The sequence below is a fragment of the Flavobacterium zhairuonense genome, from assembly GCF_004352915.1.
GTDB classification, from domain to species: Bacteria; Bacteroidota; Bacteroidia; order Flavobacteriales; family Flavobacteriaceae; genus Flavobacterium; species Flavobacterium zhairuonense.
Genome location: NZ_SJSY01000069.1, coordinates 141,399 through 160,113 on the forward strand (window position 1 = coordinate 141,399; position 18,715 = coordinate 160,113).

Genomic DNA, 18,715 nt, shown 5'->3' on the forward strand with positions numbered 1-18,715 from the left:
TAATGGCGTGTCCCTCCGGGCCGGGCTTTCGGCTATATTCCCGATTTATAAAAACTACGGCTAAAAAGCCTTGTTTTTATAAATCGGGAGATACCGCCTCTATCCCTCGCGCTTACGGTTTCACAAGACGTTTAATGGTTGAATAATGTTTTAATTATCCAATTTTGTATATTGTGATGAATTATTGAGGTAAAAATGAAAGAACTAATAATTGAAAGTAAAGGAATAAGAACCAATCAATATTTTATACCGCCTTTTGAGTTGAGAGAAGGAGAGTTGGTTGTTTTGTATTTGGAAGTAGGATGTCATTTTGATGATATGAAAGAGCAATTGATTGCTGTTTTTACAGGGAAAGTTCAACACGAAAATGTAAAAATAATAAAACCTTTAACTTTCGCAGAACCTTTTAAAGAATCGATTTCTAAAAAAATATTCAATCCAATTACAGTGGAACATTATTTAAAAAAGCATGCAAATGTAAATGCTCCAATTGTATCGAAAATTTTTGAAATAGATACTTTTACTAAAAAAACTAAAGTAAAAGATTTAGGAATAAGTGAACAAAAAAGGCTTTCATTAACAGCTGTTTTTTCAAAAACAAAAAATGTGGTTTTTGATTTAAGAGGAGAAGGTGCTTCTTGTTTTTTTAAAACATATGAGTTTGCTAAAGATGAAATTAAAACTGAAGGTGCTGCAATTTTGATTGACTGGTCTAATGAACTAAAAAATGATTGTTCGAAATTTATAGCTATTGAATGGTTAGTAGGTATCGATGAACAAATAAAAATTGGCAATAGAAGTGTGAGTCTTTCAAAAATGTATTAATGAATTAATATTGCTAATTCTTTATTTAATTGAAGATGATAAAGTCGGGAATCAAAATCAGAAAAATAAAAATTCAAGACCTAGACTTCGTCTACAAATCAATCTGCGAACTCGAAAATGAAATTTTAGATTTTGAAGTTTTCAAAGAAATTTTCAATGAAAACATTTCAAACCCAAAAAATCTGTATCTAATTGTCGAAAATGAAAATGAAGGTTTAGGATTTATTAGTTTTCACACTCAAAATCTTCTTCATCACTGCGGATTAGTTGGTGAAATTCAAGAGTTTTTTATTCATCAAAAATATCGTGGTCAAGGTGTTGGAAGATTATTGTTAAATGAGATTCTAGAATTTGCAGAGAAAAATAATCTAAAAAGTATTGAAGTAACAACAAATAAAAAACGAGTAGAAAATGTCGCAATCTATGAAAATCTAGGTTTTACTTTGAGTCACAATAAGTTTACGATTTATAGGTAAATCAAGAATTATCAGTCTAGTTTGTCATTTCGACCGAAGGGAGAAATCACACAAGAAGCTCCGCATGCAAAATCACCAATCTTTGTCGAGTCACTAGTGTGATTTCTCCCTTCGGTCGAAATGACAAGATTGTGAAAAAAACGATTAGAATGTATAAACTAAATTCATCAATAAAGCATCATTTGGTAATTGCCATTCTCATAAGTTTATGGCTTTTCGTTTTTGCTTTCATTATAAAACCTTTTGACGACGGAACTATAAATTTCAAAGCTTGGCTTTTTATAAGTTTTGGTTTTAGCGTTATGGCGTTTTTATGTTATGGCCTTTTGGCAATTATTCAAAAAAGCTTTTATAAAAGAATTGAGAAATGGAGTATTAGTTTAGAAATTGTTGCTATTTTTCTCTTTTATTTAATGTATTTAATTGGAGTTTTTGCTTTTTACAAAAGCCCAATTTTAAATGGCGGATATACTTTTTACCAATTCTTTTCGGTAATATTTATAAAAGTCGCCTTGATTTTAACTCCGGTAATTATTCTCGCAAGAAGATATTTGCTTAAACTCATTCCTATAAAAGAGGATATTTTGTTATTTAAAGGAGAAAACAAATTAGATATTCTAAAAATCAAAAAATCCGATTTAGTTTGTATCTCGAATGCACAGAATTATGTTGAGATTTTTTACATCGAAAATGACAAACTCCATTCAAAACTTATTCGGTCGTCGCTTAAAAAAGTTCAAGATGATTTTGATTTTTTGGTTCAAATACATCGTTCGCATTTAATAAATCCTTCGCATTTTAAATCTTGGAGAAATCCAAATACAATTATTTTGACCCAAATAGAACTTCCGGTTTCAAAAAATTATAAAGAAACTTTATTGGCCTTATAATTTCGTACCTAAAACAAAACGTTTTGTACCTAAGTCAATAAAATAAGCTTTTAAGCCACATTTACATTTTAGTTTTGCTTCATCAATTTTAAAAACAAATTATGAAAACAAAACAACTTTGCCTTCTCGGATTATTATTTTTTCTGATCAGTTATTTATTCTTTGCTAAAGTTTTGCCCAATTTTCAAAAACCAATTGACATTGCGCATTGGTTTAATTTAATTGGAGCCTGTTTGCTGTTGTCATTTAATGATGTATTTCTGAAAAACTCTTGGAGTTTTATAGCTTCTATTGTAACGGCTTTGGGTGTTATTGGTCATATTGGTCTTTGTACAATCGATTTTATCATGTCGAGTTACGGAACTGATGAAATTGCAAAAGAAATATTAAGTATTCAAATTGGGAGAACGCCGGCTATTTTTTATCCCTTTATTGCCGTCGGTCCGTCATTGCTTTTTATTGGTTTGACATTGCATGCTTTGCGTTTTATTAAAACGAATTTTGTAATTGTTTTAATGATTATTCTGAGCTCCGTATTCATTGGATTTTCATTTTTTGTTTTGAAAGACGGAATTTGTATGTTGTTGAGCTGTGCTATTTTTGTTTCGGGTTTAGGGTATTTGCTTCATAGAAAAGGGATTAATGGTTAAAAAACAGAAGTTTTCTACAACAGAACCAAAATATTAAAAAGTAATAATTGTTTACATTAGGACCTTTGTCAAAGTTTTAAACTTTGACAAAGGTTTTGCACGCAAAGGTTGTCATCCTGAGCGAAGTCGAAGGACACTCTAGTAGCTCTACAAAGATTGGCGACATTCTGTACGGAGTTTCTTGTGCAGATTTCTCCTTTCAATCGAAATGACAAACTGTATGAAATTAAAAAAAAAACGAAGTATTTTCTTCGGTTTCTTTATTTGAAATATGTATTTTCGCTTAAAGAATCCAGCATTCAAAAATAAAATCAATTGAAAAAACATATAAAATACCTAATTACACTCTTTCTGACATTTGTCGTGATTGCGGGCGATGGTACTTTATATTCTCAATCTAAATCGGCTGAATATTACCAGTCTTCATTTGTAGTTTTAAGAAGAGAATCGAATACTAAAAGTTCTCGTTTATATAAATTCGGACAAGTTGTTTCTTGGAATCAAATACGATTTTCGATTCTTTTGAATTTTCTAAAAACCGAAAAGGTTTTGACTTTTCAAATCAAGAAATTGCTGAAACTTCAGAATATAATTCATCAAAAATTAACTTCATTTATAAATCAGTCGGTTTTTATAAATGAAATAATCACTTCAAAACATTTCGTTAAAAGTTTATACAACGCTTAAGAAAATTTATTTCTAAGCACAGATGATACAATAATGTCTAATCATTTATCATTTTCAAAATGTATAAACAAAATAAAAAATCTCGCTTGGAGCAATCTAAGCGACCACTTTTTCATTGGATAAAAAGAAAATTTATAATTATAATTACAGCCTTCATGCTTGGAATGGCAAACGGAATGCATACAGAAGATACCCGAATTAAAGGAAATCAAAACTATACTGAACAGCATAAAAAAGATTAAGGCTTTAATTAGAAAATTAGATAATTATTTTTTTGTCTTGTGATCTTTGTCAAAGTTTTAAACTTTGACAAAGGTTTTAAGCGCAATCTTGTCATTTCGACTGAAAGGAGAGATCACACTAGAAGCTCTACAAAGCTTAGCGATTCTGCATGTCGAATTACTTGTGTGATCTCTCCTTTCAGTCGAAATGACAAACTGTGCGGGTATAAATAAAAAAAACCGAAACAAAATGTTTCGGTTTTTTTTTATTTACTGGGATTTATTAATCAATCCATTTATAATATCTCGCTCCAATCAAAACAGGAATTTCTTTTTCAATTCGGTCAAGAACCCATTCGTTTTTTGGAGTTCTCACGCTTTGTTTTTTCTCTTTTTTATGAAGACTTTCGTAAGTGTTGAAATCAATTTCTACGCTTTCAGCTAAATTTTCAAAAAGTTTTACGTTTTCTAAAGCCGATTTCCATTCTGACTGAATTGTTCCTTCAAAAACTTTCGATTTAGATCCACTTCCGTAAGCTAAGAAACCGAATTTAGTTCCGGCAACTTCTTTATTTGTATCGTAAAAATGAGCCAAAGTCGATAATAATCCCATGAAAATAGAACCTGTATAAAGGTTTCCAATTAATGAAGAAGCCAATTCAGCAGGTTGTAATTTCTCAGTTACAAAACTTCTGTAATCCTCAGATTTTGCTACTTCCTTAATTTTTGTCTGATAATCTGCAGGTGCAATATCATCGGCAATAATTTTTTCGGCACTGTCTAAAGCGTAAATTTCGGACAACATTCTACGGCCTTGGAACGAATACGGCAAGTGCATTACAATACTATGCCAAGTGTTATATAGAGTTTCGGTAGTGTTTTTTAGTTTTTTGAATGAAAAGTAAGCATTACGCGTACGATCCATATAACATTGGTTGGAATATTGTCCGTCAAAAACCGGTTGATCTTTGTGGATTTCGATTTCAGCTTCTAAATTGTCAAACCAAGAATCGTTGTTTGCATTTTTAGTGATTTCTTCTTTAGAAATCGTTCTGTATGGTTTAAAGAAATCGAAAACGCCTTTTGTGCTCGTTGCCCAATTATCATCAAAAGCAATGATTTTTGGATTTGCAGTAATCAGCATCGCAACAGCTCCGGCTCCTTGAGTGTATTCTCCGCCAGAATTCAAATCATATTTTGCAAAGTCAGAAGTAACTACAATTGCTTTTTTAGTTGGATTCAATTTTACGAAATCCAGACAGTTTTGCATCGCGTCAACACCGCCAATACAAGCGAAAGTAAAGTCAACAACATCACATTCTGCCAAAGAATCTTCACCAAATTTCTGCTCCATTAAACTAATTAAATAAGAAGCAATTGGTTTAGAACTGTCGATGCCGCTTTCGGTACCAACATAAATTCGGCTGATTTCTTTTAAGTCAATTTTATTGTTGATTATAAGTTTGGTTAAAGCGTTTGCTCCAAAAACAACTGCATCCTGATGAACGTCTGGAAAAGTCATTTTTAGTAATCCAAGACCTTTTTCTAATTTTTCTGGTTCAATATTTCTGGCAACAGCCAAAGTTTTTATGGGTAAATGTATGTTTGCTACATCAAACGAGATAGCATCAATTCCTGTTTTCATTCTTAATTTTTTGAGCCGCTAAAGGTAAAACTATGTTATGGAATGACAATTTTTTGCTTTGATAAAATTAAGTGCAATAGGCACTTTTGAAGAAAACAAACCAAAACTTTGAATAAAATAACAATATGATAAATTTTTAGTAATCTGAATACGTATTAAAATTTGGGGAAAATGACTGTAAAGCAATTTTTTAGATTTTCTATACTAAATTTATACGTAAAAATACGTATACGTAGTCTATTTTAAAATGATTATAAATAACAACGAAATGGTTGTAGTTCTTTGTTAATTGAGTTATTTTTGTGTAATTTTTTAAAACAAACTACTTAACACTTATGGCACAATCTGCACAGTTGAATGCTTCCATCTTAAAGAAAGTAGCTATGGCTCTTTCGGGAATATTCTTAATCACGTTTTTAGCGCTGCATGTTTCCTTAAATTTTATTTCTATTTTGAGTGAAGACGTTTTCAATCAAGCTTCTCACTTTATGGGATACAATCCGCTGATACAATATGTAATGCAGCCAGTTTTAGCATTCGGAGTAATTTTCCATTTTGTAATGGGATTTGTTCTTACAGCTCAAAACAGCGCAGCAAGACCAATTGCATACGCAAAATACAACGGAGCAGCTAATGCTTCTTGGAGTTCTAGAAATATGATTATTTCTGGATTGGTTATTTTGGCTTTCTTAGGATTGCACTTTTATGATTTCTGGTTTCCTGAAGTTACCTATAAATATATTGCAGGTACAGCTCCAGATGCTACAAGGTATTATGGTGAGTTAGTTCACAAATTCCACGACCCAATTCGTACAGGATTGTATTGTGTGGCTTTTGTGCTTTTAGGTTTTCACCTTTGGCACGGGTTTGCATCTTCTCTTCAATCAATGGGAATGCACAACAAATACTCTAGATTTTTAAGTAAAGTTGGTTACGGATTCGCAGTTGTAGTTCCAGCGCTTTTCATAATTATCGCATTATTTCATCATTTCAATAATTAATATCAATTATAATGGCATTAGATTCAAAAATTCCAAATGGTCCTATAGCGGACAAATGGACAAATTATAAAGATCATATTAATTTAGTAAACCCTGCTAACAAACGTAATTTAGATATTATCGTTGTTGGTACAGGTTTGGCTGGAGGTTCGGCTGCGGCTACTTTGGCAGAGTTAGGATATAACGTAAAAGCATTCTGCTTCCAAGATTCTCCACGTCGTGCGCACTCTATTGCGGCACAAGGAGGTATCAACGCAGCAAAAAATTATAAAGGTGACGGTGACTCAGTTTACAGATTGTTCTACGATACTGTAAAAGGAGGTGACTACCGTGCACGTGAGGCAAACGTTCACCGTTTGGCTGAAGTTTCTGCAAATATTATTGACCAATGTGTGGCTCAAGGGGTGCCGTTGGCTCGTGAATATGGCGGACTTTTAGATAACCGTTCTTTTGGAGGAACTTTGGTTTCTCGTACATTTTACGCACAAGGACAAACTGGGCAGCAATTATTGTTAGGAGCTTATTCTGCAATGAACCGTCAAATTGGTCGTGGAAAAATCAAAATGTACAACCGTCACGAAATGCTTGACATTGTAATCGTGAACGGAAAAGCGAGAGGTATTATCGCTCGTGACTTAATCACAGGAAAAATAGAAAGACATTCTGCTCACGCGGTAGTAATTGGTTCTGGAGGATACGGAAACGTATTTTTCCTTTCAACAAATGCTATGGGAAGTAACGCAACAGCAGCTTGGAAAATTCATAAAAAAGGAGCGTTTTTCGCAAATCCTTGTTATACACAAATTCACCCAACATGTATTCCGGTTTCAGGAGATCACCAGTCTAAATTGACTTTGATGTCTGAATCTTTACGTAATGACGGTCGTATTTGGGTGCCTAAAAAATTAGAAGATGCTCAGGCAATCCGTGAAGGAAAGAAAAAAGCAATTGATTTATCTGAAGACGAAAGAGATTATTTCTTAGAAAGAAGATATCCTGCTTTTGGTAACTTAGTTCCTCGTGACGTTGCATCTCGTGCTGCTAAAGAAAGATGTGATGCTGGTTTTGGAGTTAACAAAACTGGAGAAGCAGTTTATTTAGATTTCGCTGCCGCTATCGAACGTTATGGAAAAGAAGCTGCTCACGTAAAAGGATTGAATGAAAATGACAAAGCTTTAGTTACTAAATTAGGAACTGACATCGTGAAAAGTAAATACGGAAACTTATTCCAAATGTACTTGAAAATTGTTGACGAAGATCCTTATGTAACGCCAATGATGATTTACCCAGCAGTTCACTACACAATGGGTGGAACTTGGGTTGATTATAACTTAATGACTACAATTCCTGGATGTTTCTCAATTGGAGAGTCTAACTTCTCTGATCACGGAGCAAACAGACTTGGAGCTTCTGCTTTAATGCAAGGTTTAGCTGATGGATATTTCGTATTACCTTACACTATCGGAGATTATTTAGCTCCAGATATTAAAATGGGACCAATTTCTACAGATTTGCCAGAATTCGTTGAAGCTGAGAAAGCGGTTGTAGATCAAATCAATAAATTTATCAATAATAACGGAACACATTCTGTAGATTATTTCCATAAAAAACTTGGAAAAATTATGTGGAATAAAGTAGGTATGGCTCGTAACGCTAAAGGTTTAACCGAAGCTATCGAAGAAATTGCTGCTTTACGTGAAGAGTTTTATAAAGATGTAAAAGTTCCTGGAAGTGCTTTTGAATTTAATCAGGAATTAGAAAAAGCGACTCGTGTTGCCGATTTCTTAGAATTAGGAGAGTTGTTCGCAAAAGATGCTTTACACCGTAACGAATCTTGTGGAGGTCACTTCCGTGAGGAATACCAAACAGAAGAAGGAGAAGCACTTCGTGATGATGATAACTTTGCTTACGTTGCAGCTTGGGAATACAAAGGAAAACCAAGTGATGCAGTATTACACAAAGAACCTCTTAATTACGAAAACATTAAATTAGTTCAAAGAAGTTATAAATAAGAATTTGGTCGAAAGCCCAAAGTCTTAAAGTCAAAAGGCAAAATGTGCCAAGCGACTTTCGACTTTCGACTTTATGACTTTCAAACGAAAAAGGTATGAAACTTACATTAAAAATATGGCGTCAAAAAAACGCTCAAGATAAAGGAGGGATTGTAGAATATCCTATCGATGGAATCGAACCAGACATGTCTTTCCTTGAAATGTTAGACGTTCTTAACGAAGGTTTAATCAACAAAGGGGAAGAGCCAGTAGCATTTGATCACGATTGTCGTGAAGGAATCTGCGGAATGTGTTCTTTATTCATCAATGGTGAAGCGCACGGACCAGATAGAGGTGTTACAACTTGTCAGTTGCACATGCGTATGTTTAAAGATGGTGATACGATTTTTATCGAGCCATTTAGAGCAAAAGCTTTCCCAGTAATTAAAGACTTAGTTGTTGACAGAAGTTCTTTTGACAGAATTCAACACGCAGGAGGATTTATCTCGGTAAATACTTCAGGAAATACAATTGATGCGAATGCAATTCCAGTTCCAAAAGACGATGCAGATAAATCATTTGATGCTGCAGCTTGTATTGGTTGTGGAGCTTGTGTTGCAACTTGTAAAAACTCTTCAGCAATGTTATTCGTTTCTGCAAAAGTTTCTCAATATGCATTATTGCCACAAGGTAAAGTTGAAGCAACTGATCGTGTATTAAACATGGTTCACCAAATGGATTTGGAAGGTTTTGGAAACTGTACAAACACTGGAGCTTGCGAAGTTGAATGTCCAAAAGGAATTTCTCTTGAAAATATCGCACGTATGAACCGTGAGTATTTAGCAGCAAGTTTAAAAGGTTAATTTATCTTTTATATAAAATTAAAAAGAGTTGTCTCAAAAAGACAGCTCTTTTTTTTATAAGCTTCGTAGAAGCGAAATATTTATAGCAAAGAATAACCATTTTCAATTTAAAGCTCCGGAGGAGCGACATGTTTTTGTAACGTAATATATGTCGCTCCGCTGGAGCTTTTTTTATATTTCTTTATTGATATTCTATAAATATTTTACCCCGCTGGGGTTTTGAGGATAAAGCAGTTTTTATAAATTCCATCCAATCAAAAGAGTTGTTCTTTTTTGTTTTCTATTCGTAGTAAAGTTGTGAAACATTGATCTCTTCTTTATTCTGGCCTTCCTTCTGTATAAAACAATTTAAAATTGTGCCACCAGTTAAATCAAAATAGCTGATGTTGAGTTTGTGAAAACCTTTTTCCAGTTTAACAGCTCCGTAAGCTTCATTTGCCCAATGAATGCCATCATTGTCCATAATTAATTCATCGTCTATAAAAAGCTTCGATCCGTCATCTGAAAGCGTCGAAAAGGTGTAATTTCCAGTTTCTGGAATATAGATGTATCCGTTGAATTTTAAGCCGATATAACGCTCTAATTTCGTTTTCCATTTTTCGGCACTGATTTTGCCTTCTAAAACTCCAGAATTAACAGGTTTTGAAAGTTCTAAATCTTGAACTTGAGAAAAGTTTCCTGTAAAATATTCATATTTCAAACCATTTTTCGTTGGTTGAATGGCTAAAGTTGGTTTTAAATCAGGATTTCGAATAATAATTTTATTGATCGAGCTTCTTTTACCGCTTTCGCTAATTTGAATTATTTTTATAATTCTATATTCTCCTTTCGGAATATTTATAGGTACGGGATTTTGGTATAAGCTTGCTGTTTCATCAGGATTGTATCCGTCAATTGTATAAAAGATTTTTCCGTTTTTTATCGTTGGTTTTAGGTCTAAAATATATTTGGAAGCTATTAAAGCTTTTTCTTCGGATCCAAAAGGCGCTGGAACTTTATATGATCTTTTTTCTTTTTCTAATTTTTCTAAATGATATGGTAATTGATTTTGAATAAAATGATCGTAATTTTTATTTGGAGTTTCTGTCCAGGCAATTTCAGCCAAAGCGAAAAATCTCGGATAAAGCATATAATTCAATTTGGCAGGATTGGTTAAATATTCCGACCAAAGATTGGCTTGAACGCCAATAATATATTTTTGTTCTTCAATAGTTAAACTATCAACGGGAGTTGGATTGTAATTATAAACTTTTTCCAAAGTACTTAATCTGCCAACTGTAAGCGGTTCATTTGGAGAATATCCTTGATTATAATCTAAATACACAGTGTTTTCAGGAGTCATTACAACTGGATGTTTCAGTTTTGCGGCATGAATTCCTCCTGATTCTCCTCTCCAAGACATAACAGCTGCGTTTGGTGCCAATCCGCCTTCAAGAATTTCATCCCAGCCAAAAATTTGTCTTCCATTGGCATTCAAAAATTTTTCGATTCTCTTGATGAAATAACTTTGTAATTCATGTTCGTCTTTCAAACCCAAATCTTTAATTCTTTTTTGGCAATTCGGGCAAGCTTTCCATCTTGTTTTTGGGCATTCGTCTCCGCCAATATGAATGTTCTTGTTTGGAAATAACGCTATTACTTCTGTCAAAACATCTTCTAAAAAAGTAAAAGTTTCGTCTTTTCCAGCACAAAATACATCCTCAAAAACGCCCCAAGATTCTGCCACTTTATAATTTCGTTCTGGAAAACAAGCCAGATTTGGATAAGCAGTTATTGCCGCCGAAGCATGTCCTGGCATTTCGATCTCGGGAATTATATTCACATAATGATCTTCGGCAAATTTGACAACTTCCTTAATTTCTTCTTGAGTATAAAATCCTCCGTATGGATTTCCGTCGAAGAAAAAAGGTGTTCTTTCAAATTTATTTCCAATTAATGTTTGATTTCTTTTTGAACCAATTTCCGTTAGTTTTGGATATTTTTTGATCTCAATTCTCCAGCCTTGATCATCTGTTAAGTGCCAATGAAACTCATTTAGCTTATAACAGGACATTTGTGCGATAAAATCTTTTATAACATCAATAGAGAAAAAATGACGGCAGACGTCTAAATGCAAGCCTCGGTAAGAATATCGCGGTTGATCTTCGATGATTAGGCAAGGAATTTTAATTTCTGTCCCTGAAGGTTCGTTCGGAAGAAGTTGCAACAAAGATTGAACGGCATAAAAAAGGCCTTCTTCTTGTCCTTCGATCATAATTTTGTTGGAAGTGATTTCAATTTTGTAACCTTCTTTTGATGAAAGATTTTTGCTTGAGTCAAATTCAATTTTAAGATTTGATTTTTTCGAGGGAGCAGAAATGTTTAAAGCCGATTCTAAAATTTTAGCCGATTTTAATTCCTTTTCGCTGTAATTTTTGTTTTTAAAATTAATCTGAACTTTTCCATTTATCCGAATACTATCTCCAGTACGTTTGAAAAAATTTGGAGTAGGAATTATAGAATTGTTCTGCTGAAAATTTTGGGAATTTCCGATGAAATGAAAAAGAACAAAAAATAAAAAAAGGAATTTTTTCATAAGAGAAAAACTTTAGATTTTTATAAAAAAGAAGTTTTAAAGATATGCAAATGGTTTGAAAACTTGATTATTGGACTTTTTATAGCAACACAATTTTTGGATTGAAGGAATTGTTTATTTTTGTAAGTAGAAAAAATAAATGGCATGAGTACTGAAAATGAAGTTTTAAATTACAGCAAAGAAGAACGCAAAAATCATATTCTGAAAGAAATCAATTTACATACGCGCGTAAGTTTTGAGACTCTTTCAGCAAAACTTGGCGTTTCTGAAGATACTGTTCGACGTGATATAAATGAATTAGACGCTGAATCGCTTTTGATTAAAGTAAAAGGTGGTGCAATGACTAAAGGATATCACTATTCTTCATCGAATCAAACTTATGCGGTTGAAGCAAAACAGGTCATTGCGCAAAAAGCGGTTGGTCTTCTTCATGACGGAATGGTTTTGGTTGTAGATGGCGGAACTACGATTCGAGAATTTATTCGTTTGATTCCGAATGATCTTAATTTGACTGTTTTTACCATTACCGCTTTAACGGCGGTGCAGCTTTTGGATAAACCAAATATTAAAACCATTATGATTGGGGGAAGCATTTCTTCTTATAGCCAAATGTGTATAAGCGGAGAAACTTTTCATCAGTTAGCCAACATAAAAGCCGATCTTTTGGTTTTAGGGACAAACGCTTTAGATGTAGATGGCGGTTATTCGGATTCTGATTGGGAAACGGTTCAAGTGAAAAAAGCAATGATTCAGGCTTCAAAGAAAACTGCAGTTTTGACTATTACAGAAAAATTAAATACAGTTCTTAAAATGAAAATTGCGAGTTTGTCTGACATTAATTATGTAATTACCGAAGAAGAGCCAACTCACGAAAAATTGCAACCTTATAAAAAAGCTGTTCCAAACTTAGTTGTAATCTGATTTGAAACTGTTTTTGACTTTTATACCAATATAAAAATGAAAATTGCCTTAATCCAAACCGATCTTTTTTGGGAGAATGCTTCTAAAAACCGAGAAAACTTCGATTCGAAAATAAACGAAATCGCTTCGGAAGTAAATTTAATTGTGCTTCCTGAAATGTTTTCGACCGGTTTTACAATGAATGCTTCTGAAGTTGCTGAAACAATGCAAGGCGAGACGATTGCTTGGATGAAATTGAAAGCAAAACAAAAAAATGCAGCTATAACTGGAAGCGTCGTTATTGCAGAAAACGGAAAATATTATAACCGAATGTTGTTCGTTTTTCCGTCAGGAGAAGTGCAATATTATAATAAGCGCCATTTGTTTACATTGGCGGGAGAAAATCAATTTTATACGGCAGGAACCGAAAAGGTAATTGTAAATTATTTAGATTGGAAAATTTGCCTTCAGGTTTGTTATGATTTGAGATTTCCAGTTTTTGCCCGAAATGCTGAAAACTACGATTTGCTTTTATATGTTGCCAATTGGCCAAAAGTACGCACAAATGCATGGGATGCCTTGCTTAAAGCGCGCGCAATTGAAAATTTGAGCTATACGATTGGCGTTAACAGACTTGGTCTTGATGCCAATAATTATGAACACATAGGCCATTCGCAGGCAGTTGATTTTCTAGGGCATTATATTCTTGAACCACAAGAAACAGCAGGTGTTTTTGTGGTTGAATTGGATAAAGATAAAATGATGGAAACTCGAAAAAAACTTGATTTTTTAAGTGATCAAGATGTTTTTGAAGTTAAATTCTAGAAAGCTTTCCGTTTCTTTTCGGCTTCTTTTTGCTTTTTCTTGTCTGTTTTTTTCTCGACTTCCGGACTAAAAGGAATGCTTAAATCAATAGGTTGATCGACATCCCAATTGGATCGGACATCGACTTCTTTTTGAAAATAAAAGACTTCCTCAGCATAGGTTTTGGTTAGGAAATCTCCAGTGTCGTACATTTTGTTTTTGTTGTCATCATAAATGACGCGTACGGAAAATGCCTCAGGCTCCAGCAAGTTGAATTCGATTTTGGTTTCACCTTCAGAATAAGCGCTGGCTAATACTTTGTCGCCTTTTTTGTTGGTGATTTCAACAATAATTGGGAAGCGTTTCACATTCTGTAAATTCAAAACTAAATTCCCGTAATCTTCCAGTTCTTTTGTTGTTAATTTATAAGACAAAGTATCGTTCGTTTTGTCATAAAAATCGGTTAAAGCACCTGGCAATAATGTAAAACGGTATTTTTCTAAAGGCTCTTTTTTGAAGTCGAAATATAATTTCTGTTCAAATTCATCATATTCAGTAGTAAATTTCACAGCAACAGAATCTTTGTTGACTAAGGCAATTTTTGTATTGTCAAATTTTACCAAAGGCGTTTCTGATTCAAGCGTAAATCGTTCTCTAAAATTAAGTACACCATTTTGAACTGGTTTGATATTCAGTGTGTCTTTTTTGAGGTCTTTGATTTTGAAAGCGAATTTCTTGTTGTATTTTTCGGCATTGACTTCTAATGAAAGCGAATCGGTTTTTATTGGTTTGTACCAAATTTGCAGCGAATCTTTTTTAGGGAATTGCGTTACGATTGTTTCCAGAGTTTCAGAATGATTTTTAAGCGTAATTTTTGGTTTTAAAACCTTGAAATTCTGTTTTCCGTCATACGGAAGATATAATCTATTTCCAGATGCCTGAATTGGTTTGAATGTTTTTAAAGGCAAAGTTTCCTTAAACAATTCCAATTCAAAAATAGTGTCATTCGGAATCGTGATAGAGTGTTTTATAAAGCCAATTTTGTCATCTTTTGGATTAAATTTATTATTGTTTGATTTGTCTTTCATAGCAACCAAAAGATATTTTCCTGCCTTTAGGTTTTCTAACTGAAAAGTGCGCAAACTGTCCAAAGTGTTTGTAATGTATCGTGGAAATTCTTTATAAATAGTCGAATCTTTGTATTTGTCATTTACCTCATAAAGCATTACAGAGACAAAATTATCGACATATTTTTCATAAGAATCTTTAATAATTCCTTTTACAGAAAGCGAATCAATGTAGGATCCAGTCGAAAAAACGTATTTAAACTGATTGATTGCATTTCCTTCGTTATTGTCAGCAAGACTTTGGCCAAAATTTATGCTATAAGTTGTATTTGGCTGTAAAGTGTCTTTGATTTTTATAGTGATAAATTTGCTCGCATTTGATGGAAGAATCAGCGGCTCATGCTTCATTGGAGGCGAAATAATCAGCTGTTTGTTCAAGTTTTTCAGCTTCACATATTCGTCAAATACCAATTTGATTTCGGTTTCTTTAAAATTAGTGCTGAAATTTTTCGGATAACTTGAAACCAGTGTTGGAGGAATTGTGTCTTTTAACCCGCCTGTAATACTGCCTCTTTTGGCACAGCTCATCATTAAAAATACCAATAAAAGTGAAATGTATTTCAGAGTGTTTTTCAACATAATCGTTTTTGAATTTGATTGCACAAAATAACGATTATTATTGCTTTAATTGAAATTTTTTATCTATTTATTAGGATTTGCAAATTTTGACTTTTCTACTTTTTTACGGTAATATTTTCTTACTTTTGGTTTCAAAATGTAATACTGCTTAGTTTTGTTAAAAAGGTATTTTTGGATTTCATTCTTTCTTTTGCTGACCGCCTGCAGTAAAAATGACCAGCCCGCAATCGCTTTTTATTATTGGAAAACTGATCTGAAATTTTCGGAAAAAGAAAAAGAAGTTTTGAAAGAAAACAACGTTCGCAAATTGTATGTTCGGTATTTTGATGTTGGATTACATCCAGAAACACAAATTCCGTTTCCTATAAGTCCAATTCATTTCAAGGAAAATATGCAGGATTTTGAAGTTGTTCCGGTAGTTTTTATTCAAAATAAAGTCATGCTTCAGCCAAATCTTGATGTCGAAGATTTGGCAAAAAAGACTATTCGTTTGATCAATGAAATTAATTCAGAAAATAAAATAAACGACACTCAAATTCAGATTGATTGTGATTGGACATTAAAAAGCAAAGAGAATTATCTTCACTTTATTGAACAAATTAAGAAGCTTTCGCAGAAAAAACTTTCGGCTACAATTCGGCTTCATCAAGTCAAGTATTTCAGGAAAACGAAAATACCAAATGTCGATTCTGGCGTTTTGATGTTTTACAATATGGGAAGTATTGCGCCAGATTCTCTGAATTCAATTTATAGTAGGAAGATTTCGGAAAAATATATTAAAAGCCTAAAAAAATATCCGCTTCATTTGGATTATGCGCTTCCAATATATTCTTGGGCAATTCATATTCGGGACAAAAAAGTTTTGGGACTTCGATCGAAATTGAATTTTGCGGCGCTCAAAAAAGATAAAAATTTTCAGCAAACAAGCCCAATTTTTTTTAAAGTCAAGCAATCTAATTACAAAAATGGGGTTTATTATGAAGAAAATGATTTGCTCAAAATTGAAGCAATTTCGCCAGATGATTTAAAAGAAATGGCTGAAGATTTGAGTGAAAATACTGTTCAGCCCCCAAAAGAAATTATATTTTACGATTTAGACGAATTCAATTTAAATAATTATGAAAAGAATATTTTCAAAGAAACTGTTTCTTGCTTTTAGTATTGGCCTTCTTTCGATTTATGGTGTGATTTATGCCTGTGCTGGCGGTGACGATTGGGATTTTTTTGGGGAGAATTCTAATTTTACGCCAGAAACTTTTGCCGACAAATCGTATTCTCCATTGTTTTTGTCGGGTTCTATTTTTTACGGAATTGGTTTTGATACCGAACATAATTCAAGATTTAATAAAAATATAAAATCTGATTGGGCTTCTTACTTAAAAGGGAAGGCCGATACTACGACGGTGAATTATTTTTTAATTGGAGATGAAAAACCAAGATATTATTCGGACGATAAAAATGTGATTAAAAACAAAGAAGAAATTGTGGATCTTCATGCTTTTTACAAGAATAAAAAAGAGAATAAAACTTCTTTAAAATGGACGAAAAAGTTAAATCTGAAAGATGATAAAATAAAGGCTTTTGTTGAGTTTTTGTATCTGGCGCAAAAAATAGAAACGGTTTCAATTGGTGATGATTATTGGGGTTATGATCCTGTTGTAGCAAAAACTTTCAAAGATGCAAAAATGATTCAGTCAATCGAGAATGTTTACAATACGAATTCTGATCCGTTTTTGAAAAATCGTTACTGGTTTTTAACGATGAAAGCTCGTTTTTACAGCAATGACAAACAAAAAGCAATCGATTTTTTTAATAAAACCGAAAGTTCAGTTCCAAAAAACGTTCTGTATTACAGGGCGCTTTCGTATGTGGCAGGAATCAATTATAAACAGAAAAAATATGCTGTTTCTAATTATTTATATGCACAGGTTTTTGATAAATGTCCAGAATTGCGAGTGGTGACTGCCTATAGTTTTCGTCCCAAAAATGAATCAGATTGGACGAAATCGTTGGCAATGGCAAAAGATAATAAGCAAAAAGCGGCACTTTGGGCAATTCATGGCTATTACAAAGACGAAAAACAAGCCATTGAAAAGATTTATGAATTAGATCCGAAAAGCGAGCATTTGAATTATCTGGCAACTCGATTAGTGAATAGGCAAGAACAAGCGCTAAATAATTCATTTAAGCAAAATGGTGGGGAAAATGTTCCAATGAAAGTTCAGACTGTTGCTGAAAATAAAACAGAAAATCTGAGTAAACTTAATGCTGATGCATTTGCTTTGATTGCTAAAATTTCTAATGCTGGAAATACACAAAAACCGTATTTGTGGGATTTGTCGTTGGGCTATCTTCAAACGTTGAAAGGCGATTATGCAAATGCAGATAAAAGTTTTGATAAAGCCGAAAAAACACTTCCTAAAACAGAATTGGCAGGATTTCAAATCCGAATTCTGCGCTTCGTAAATAATTTGAGCAAAATTGATAAGCTCACAGACTCAAATGTGAAAACAATTTTGGCAGATTTGAATTGGCTTTATTATGAACTTCCAAAAACATATAAAGGAGGAGGGTTTCGTTATGGGAATGCATCTTTATGGAGCAGAAGTTATTTGTCAACACTTTATAGAGAAAAAGGAAATTTGGTAATGGCTGAAATTTTTGGAGAATCTCCATATAGTTATTGGAACGATGGAAACGCATTTTATGACAATGAACAGAATTTGTTAGGAATAAAGTCGTTTTTGGAGAAATCTAATAAAACTGAAATCGAGAGAATCGGAGCGGGAATTTACAGTTTGAAACTGAAAGATATTAATAATTTCCAGGCTGTTCAGGCTACTTTCAACAATAAGATTCCAGAAGCAATCGAATTTATGCAAAAAACAGACTCGGTTCAATATTACAAGTTTTTAGGAAATCCGTTTAACGGAAATATAAAAGATTGTCATGATTGCGAACACGCGGCATATCAAAAAAAGAAATATACTTATATGGATTTCTTGACGACTATAAAATCGATGCAAGATAAATTGGCGCAAAAAGAAGATGTTTACACCAATAGTCTGTTGTTAGGAAATGCGTTTTATAATATTTCTCATTTCGGAAATGGTAGAACTTTTTATGAGAATGATATTGTAGGTTATGGATCAAGTCCGTATTCATTTAGAAATACGATGAAGGAAATGATTACCAATAATTCGGTTTCGAAAATGTATTATCAAAAAGCTTTTGAAGCGGCTGCAAATAAAGAGCAAAAAGCGAAATGTTTGTATTTGATTTCGAAATGTGAGCGAAATGATTATTACAATAAAAAATACAATACGATTACTAACTATTGGGAAATTCAAGATGATAAAATTAATTTTATCGCGTGGAATTCTTTTAAGACTTTAAGAAAAGAGTATTCGGATACTAAATATTATCAAGATGTAATTGCAGAATGCGGTTACTTTAATACATATGTGAGTCAATAAATTTA

The 18,715-nt window shown here is 33.0% G+C and carries 16 protein-coding genes; 13 read left to right on the forward strand and 3 right to left on the reverse strand.

What is annotated here, in order from left to right:
- Positions 1 to 195: 195 nt before the first annotated feature.
- From EYY60_RS07375 to EYY60_RS07400, 6 genes are all read left to right on the forward strand, one after another.
- Positions 196 to 825 carry a hypothetical protein gene (locus EYY60_RS07375; protein ID WP_132988741.1) on the forward strand — a complete coding sequence of 210 codons (630 nt, stop codon included), beginning with the start codon at positions 196 to 198 and terminating at the stop codon, positions 823 to 825.
- A gap of 35 nt (positions 826 to 860) precedes the next feature.
- Positions 861 to 1,301 carry a GNAT family N-acetyltransferase gene (locus EYY60_RS07380; RefSeq protein ID WP_132988824.1) on the forward strand — a complete coding sequence of 147 codons (441 nt, stop codon included), beginning with the start codon at positions 861 to 863 and terminating at the stop codon, positions 1,299 to 1,301.
- A gap of 149 nt (positions 1,302 to 1,450) precedes the next feature.
- Positions 1,451 to 2,191, forward strand: coding sequence for a LytTR family DNA-binding domain-containing protein (locus EYY60_RS07385; protein ID WP_132988742.1), 741 nt, complete (start codon positions 1,451 to 1,453; stop codon positions 2,189 to 2,191).
- A gap of 101 nt (positions 2,192 to 2,292) precedes the next feature.
- On the forward strand, positions 2,293 to 2,841 hold the full coding sequence (locus tag EYY60_RS07390) for a hypothetical protein (RefSeq protein ID WP_132988743.1): 549 nt from the start codon (positions 2,293 to 2,295) through the stop codon (positions 2,839 to 2,841).
- A gap of 315 nt (positions 2,842 to 3,156) precedes the next feature.
- Entirely contained in the window at positions 3,157 to 3,528 is a 372-nt protein-coding gene (locus EYY60_RS07395; RefSeq protein WP_132988744.1) for a hypothetical protein, read from the forward strand.
- Between the two features lie 86 nt (positions 3,529 to 3,614).
- Complete coding sequence (locus tag EYY60_RS07400) at positions 3,615 to 3,770, forward strand: hypothetical protein (protein WP_394346640.1); 156 nt, start codon at positions 3,615 to 3,617, stop codon at positions 3,768 to 3,770.
- Between the two features lie 262 nt (positions 3,771 to 4,032).
- Here EYY60_RS07400 and EYY60_RS07405 read toward each other — a convergent pair whose 3' ends face one another.
- Positions 4,033 to 5,394 (reverse strand): hydroxymethylglutaryl-CoA synthase family protein, encoded by a 1,362-nt coding sequence (locus tag EYY60_RS07405; protein ID WP_132988746.1) that lies wholly within the window; start codon positions 5,392 to 5,394, stop codon positions 4,033 to 4,035.
- A 335-nt stretch (positions 5,395 to 5,729) separates the two neighbouring features.
- On the opposite strand from EYY60_RS07405, the gene EYY60_RS07410 reads away from it, so the two are divergent.
- The 3 genes from EYY60_RS07410 to EYY60_RS07420 all read left to right on the forward strand — a co-directional run bounded on the left by EYY60_RS07410 (position 5,730) and on the right by EYY60_RS07420 (position 9,249).
- Positions 5,730 to 6,395, forward strand: coding sequence for a succinate dehydrogenase cytochrome b subunit (locus tag EYY60_RS07410; RefSeq protein WP_132988747.1), 666 nt, complete (start codon positions 5,730 to 5,732; stop codon positions 6,393 to 6,395).
- A gap of 11 nt (positions 6,396 to 6,406) precedes the next feature.
- Positions 6,407 to 8,407, forward strand: a complete 2,001-nt coding sequence (locus tag EYY60_RS07415) for a fumarate reductase/succinate dehydrogenase flavoprotein subunit (RefSeq protein ID WP_132988748.1) — start codon at positions 6,407 to 6,409, stop codon at positions 8,405 to 8,407.
- Between the two features lie 95 nt (positions 8,408 to 8,502).
- Positions 8,503 to 9,249 carry a succinate dehydrogenase/fumarate reductase iron-sulfur subunit gene (locus tag EYY60_RS07420; RefSeq protein WP_026728310.1) on the forward strand — a complete coding sequence of 249 codons (747 nt, stop codon included), beginning with the start codon at positions 8,503 to 8,505 and terminating at the stop codon, positions 9,247 to 9,249.
- Between the two features lie 280 nt (positions 9,250 to 9,529).
- On the opposite strand, the gene EYY60_RS07425 is transcribed toward EYY60_RS07420, so the two are convergent.
- Positions 9,530 to 11,824 carry a family 20 glycosylhydrolase gene (locus tag EYY60_RS07425; RefSeq protein ID WP_132988749.1) on the reverse strand — a complete coding sequence of 765 codons (2,295 nt, stop codon included), beginning with the start codon at positions 11,822 to 11,824 and terminating at the stop codon, positions 9,530 to 9,532.
- 144 nt (positions 11,825 to 11,968) lie between these two features.
- On the opposite strand from EYY60_RS07425, the gene EYY60_RS07430 reads away from it, so the two are divergent.
- Both EYY60_RS07430 and EYY60_RS07435 read left to right on the forward strand, forming a co-directional pair.
- Positions 11,969 to 12,745 carry a DeoR/GlpR family DNA-binding transcription regulator gene (locus tag EYY60_RS07430; RefSeq protein WP_132988750.1) on the forward strand — a complete coding sequence of 259 codons (777 nt, stop codon included), beginning with the start codon at positions 11,969 to 11,971 and terminating at the stop codon, positions 12,743 to 12,745.
- A 36-nt stretch (positions 12,746 to 12,781) separates the two neighbouring features.
- Positions 12,782 to 13,549 (forward strand): nitrilase family protein, encoded by a 768-nt coding sequence (locus EYY60_RS07435; protein WP_132988751.1) that lies wholly within the window; start codon positions 12,782 to 12,784, stop codon positions 13,547 to 13,549.
- On the opposite strand, the gene EYY60_RS07440 is transcribed toward EYY60_RS07435, so the two are convergent.
- A complete protein-coding gene (locus EYY60_RS07440; protein WP_132988752.1) occupies positions 13,546 to 15,234 on the reverse strand; it encodes an Ig-like domain-containing protein in 1,689 nt (562 codons plus the stop codon). The genes EYY60_RS07435 and EYY60_RS07440 overlap by 4 nt on opposite strands.
- A 283-nt stretch (positions 15,235 to 15,517) precedes the next feature.
- Here EYY60_RS07440 and EYY60_RS07445 point away from each other — a divergent pair, with 283 nt between their 5' ends.
- Positions 15,518 to 16,393, forward strand: coding sequence for a hypothetical protein (locus EYY60_RS07445; protein WP_235832304.1), 876 nt, complete (start codon positions 15,518 to 15,520; stop codon positions 16,391 to 16,393).
- Positions 16,353 to 18,710 carry a hypothetical protein gene (locus EYY60_RS07450; RefSeq protein WP_132988754.1) on the forward strand — a complete coding sequence of 786 codons (2,358 nt, stop codon included), beginning with the start codon at positions 16,353 to 16,355 and terminating at the stop codon, positions 18,708 to 18,710. Before EYY60_RS07445 ends, EYY60_RS07450 begins: the two co-directional genes overlap by 41 nt.
- Positions 18,711 to 18,715 lie beyond the last annotated feature (5 nt).

Bases quoted from the DNA above. Each gene is read 5' to 3' on its own strand.
- EYY60_RS07375 (WP_132988741.1), top strand. From the start codon at position 196: ATGAAAGAACTAATAATTGAAAGTAAAGGAATAAGAACCAATCAATAT.
- EYY60_RS07380 (WP_132988824.1), top strand. From the start codon at position 861: ATGATAAAGTCGGGAATCAAAATCAGAAAAATAAAAATTCAAGACCTA.
- EYY60_RS07385 (WP_132988742.1), top strand. From the start codon at position 1,451: ATGTATAAACTAAATTCATCAATAAAGCATCATTTGGTAATTGCCATT.
- EYY60_RS07390 (WP_132988743.1), top strand. From the start codon at position 2,293: ATGAAAACAAAACAACTTTGCCTTCTCGGATTATTATTTTTTCTGATC.
- EYY60_RS07405 (WP_132988746.1), bottom strand. From the start codon at position 5,394: ATGAAAACAGGAATTGATGCTATCTCGTTTGATGTAGCAAACATACAT.
- EYY60_RS07410 (WP_132988747.1), top strand. From the start codon at position 5,730: ATGGCACAATCTGCACAGTTGAATGCTTCCATCTTAAAGAAAGTAGCT.
- EYY60_RS07415 (WP_132988748.1), top strand. From the start codon at position 6,407: ATGGCATTAGATTCAAAAATTCCAAATGGTCCTATAGCGGACAAATGG.
- EYY60_RS07420 (WP_026728310.1), top strand. From the start codon at position 8,503: ATGAAACTTACATTAAAAATATGGCGTCAAAAAAACGCTCAAGATAAA.
- EYY60_RS07425 (WP_132988749.1), bottom strand. From the start codon at position 11,824: ATGAAAAAATTCCTTTTTTTATTTTTTGTTCTTTTTCATTTCATCGGA.
- EYY60_RS07430 (WP_132988750.1), top strand. From the start codon at position 11,969: ATGAGTACTGAAAATGAAGTTTTAAATTACAGCAAAGAAGAACGCAAA.
- EYY60_RS07435 (WP_132988751.1), top strand. From the start codon at position 12,782: ATGAAAATTGCCTTAATCCAAACCGATCTTTTTTGGGAGAATGCTTCT.
- EYY60_RS07440 (WP_132988752.1), bottom strand. From the start codon at position 15,234: ATGTTGAAAAACACTCTGAAATACATTTCACTTTTATTGGTATTTTTA.
- EYY60_RS07450 (WP_132988754.1), top strand. From the start codon at position 16,353: ATGAAAAGAATATTTTCAAAGAAACTGTTTCTTGCTTTTAGTATTGGC.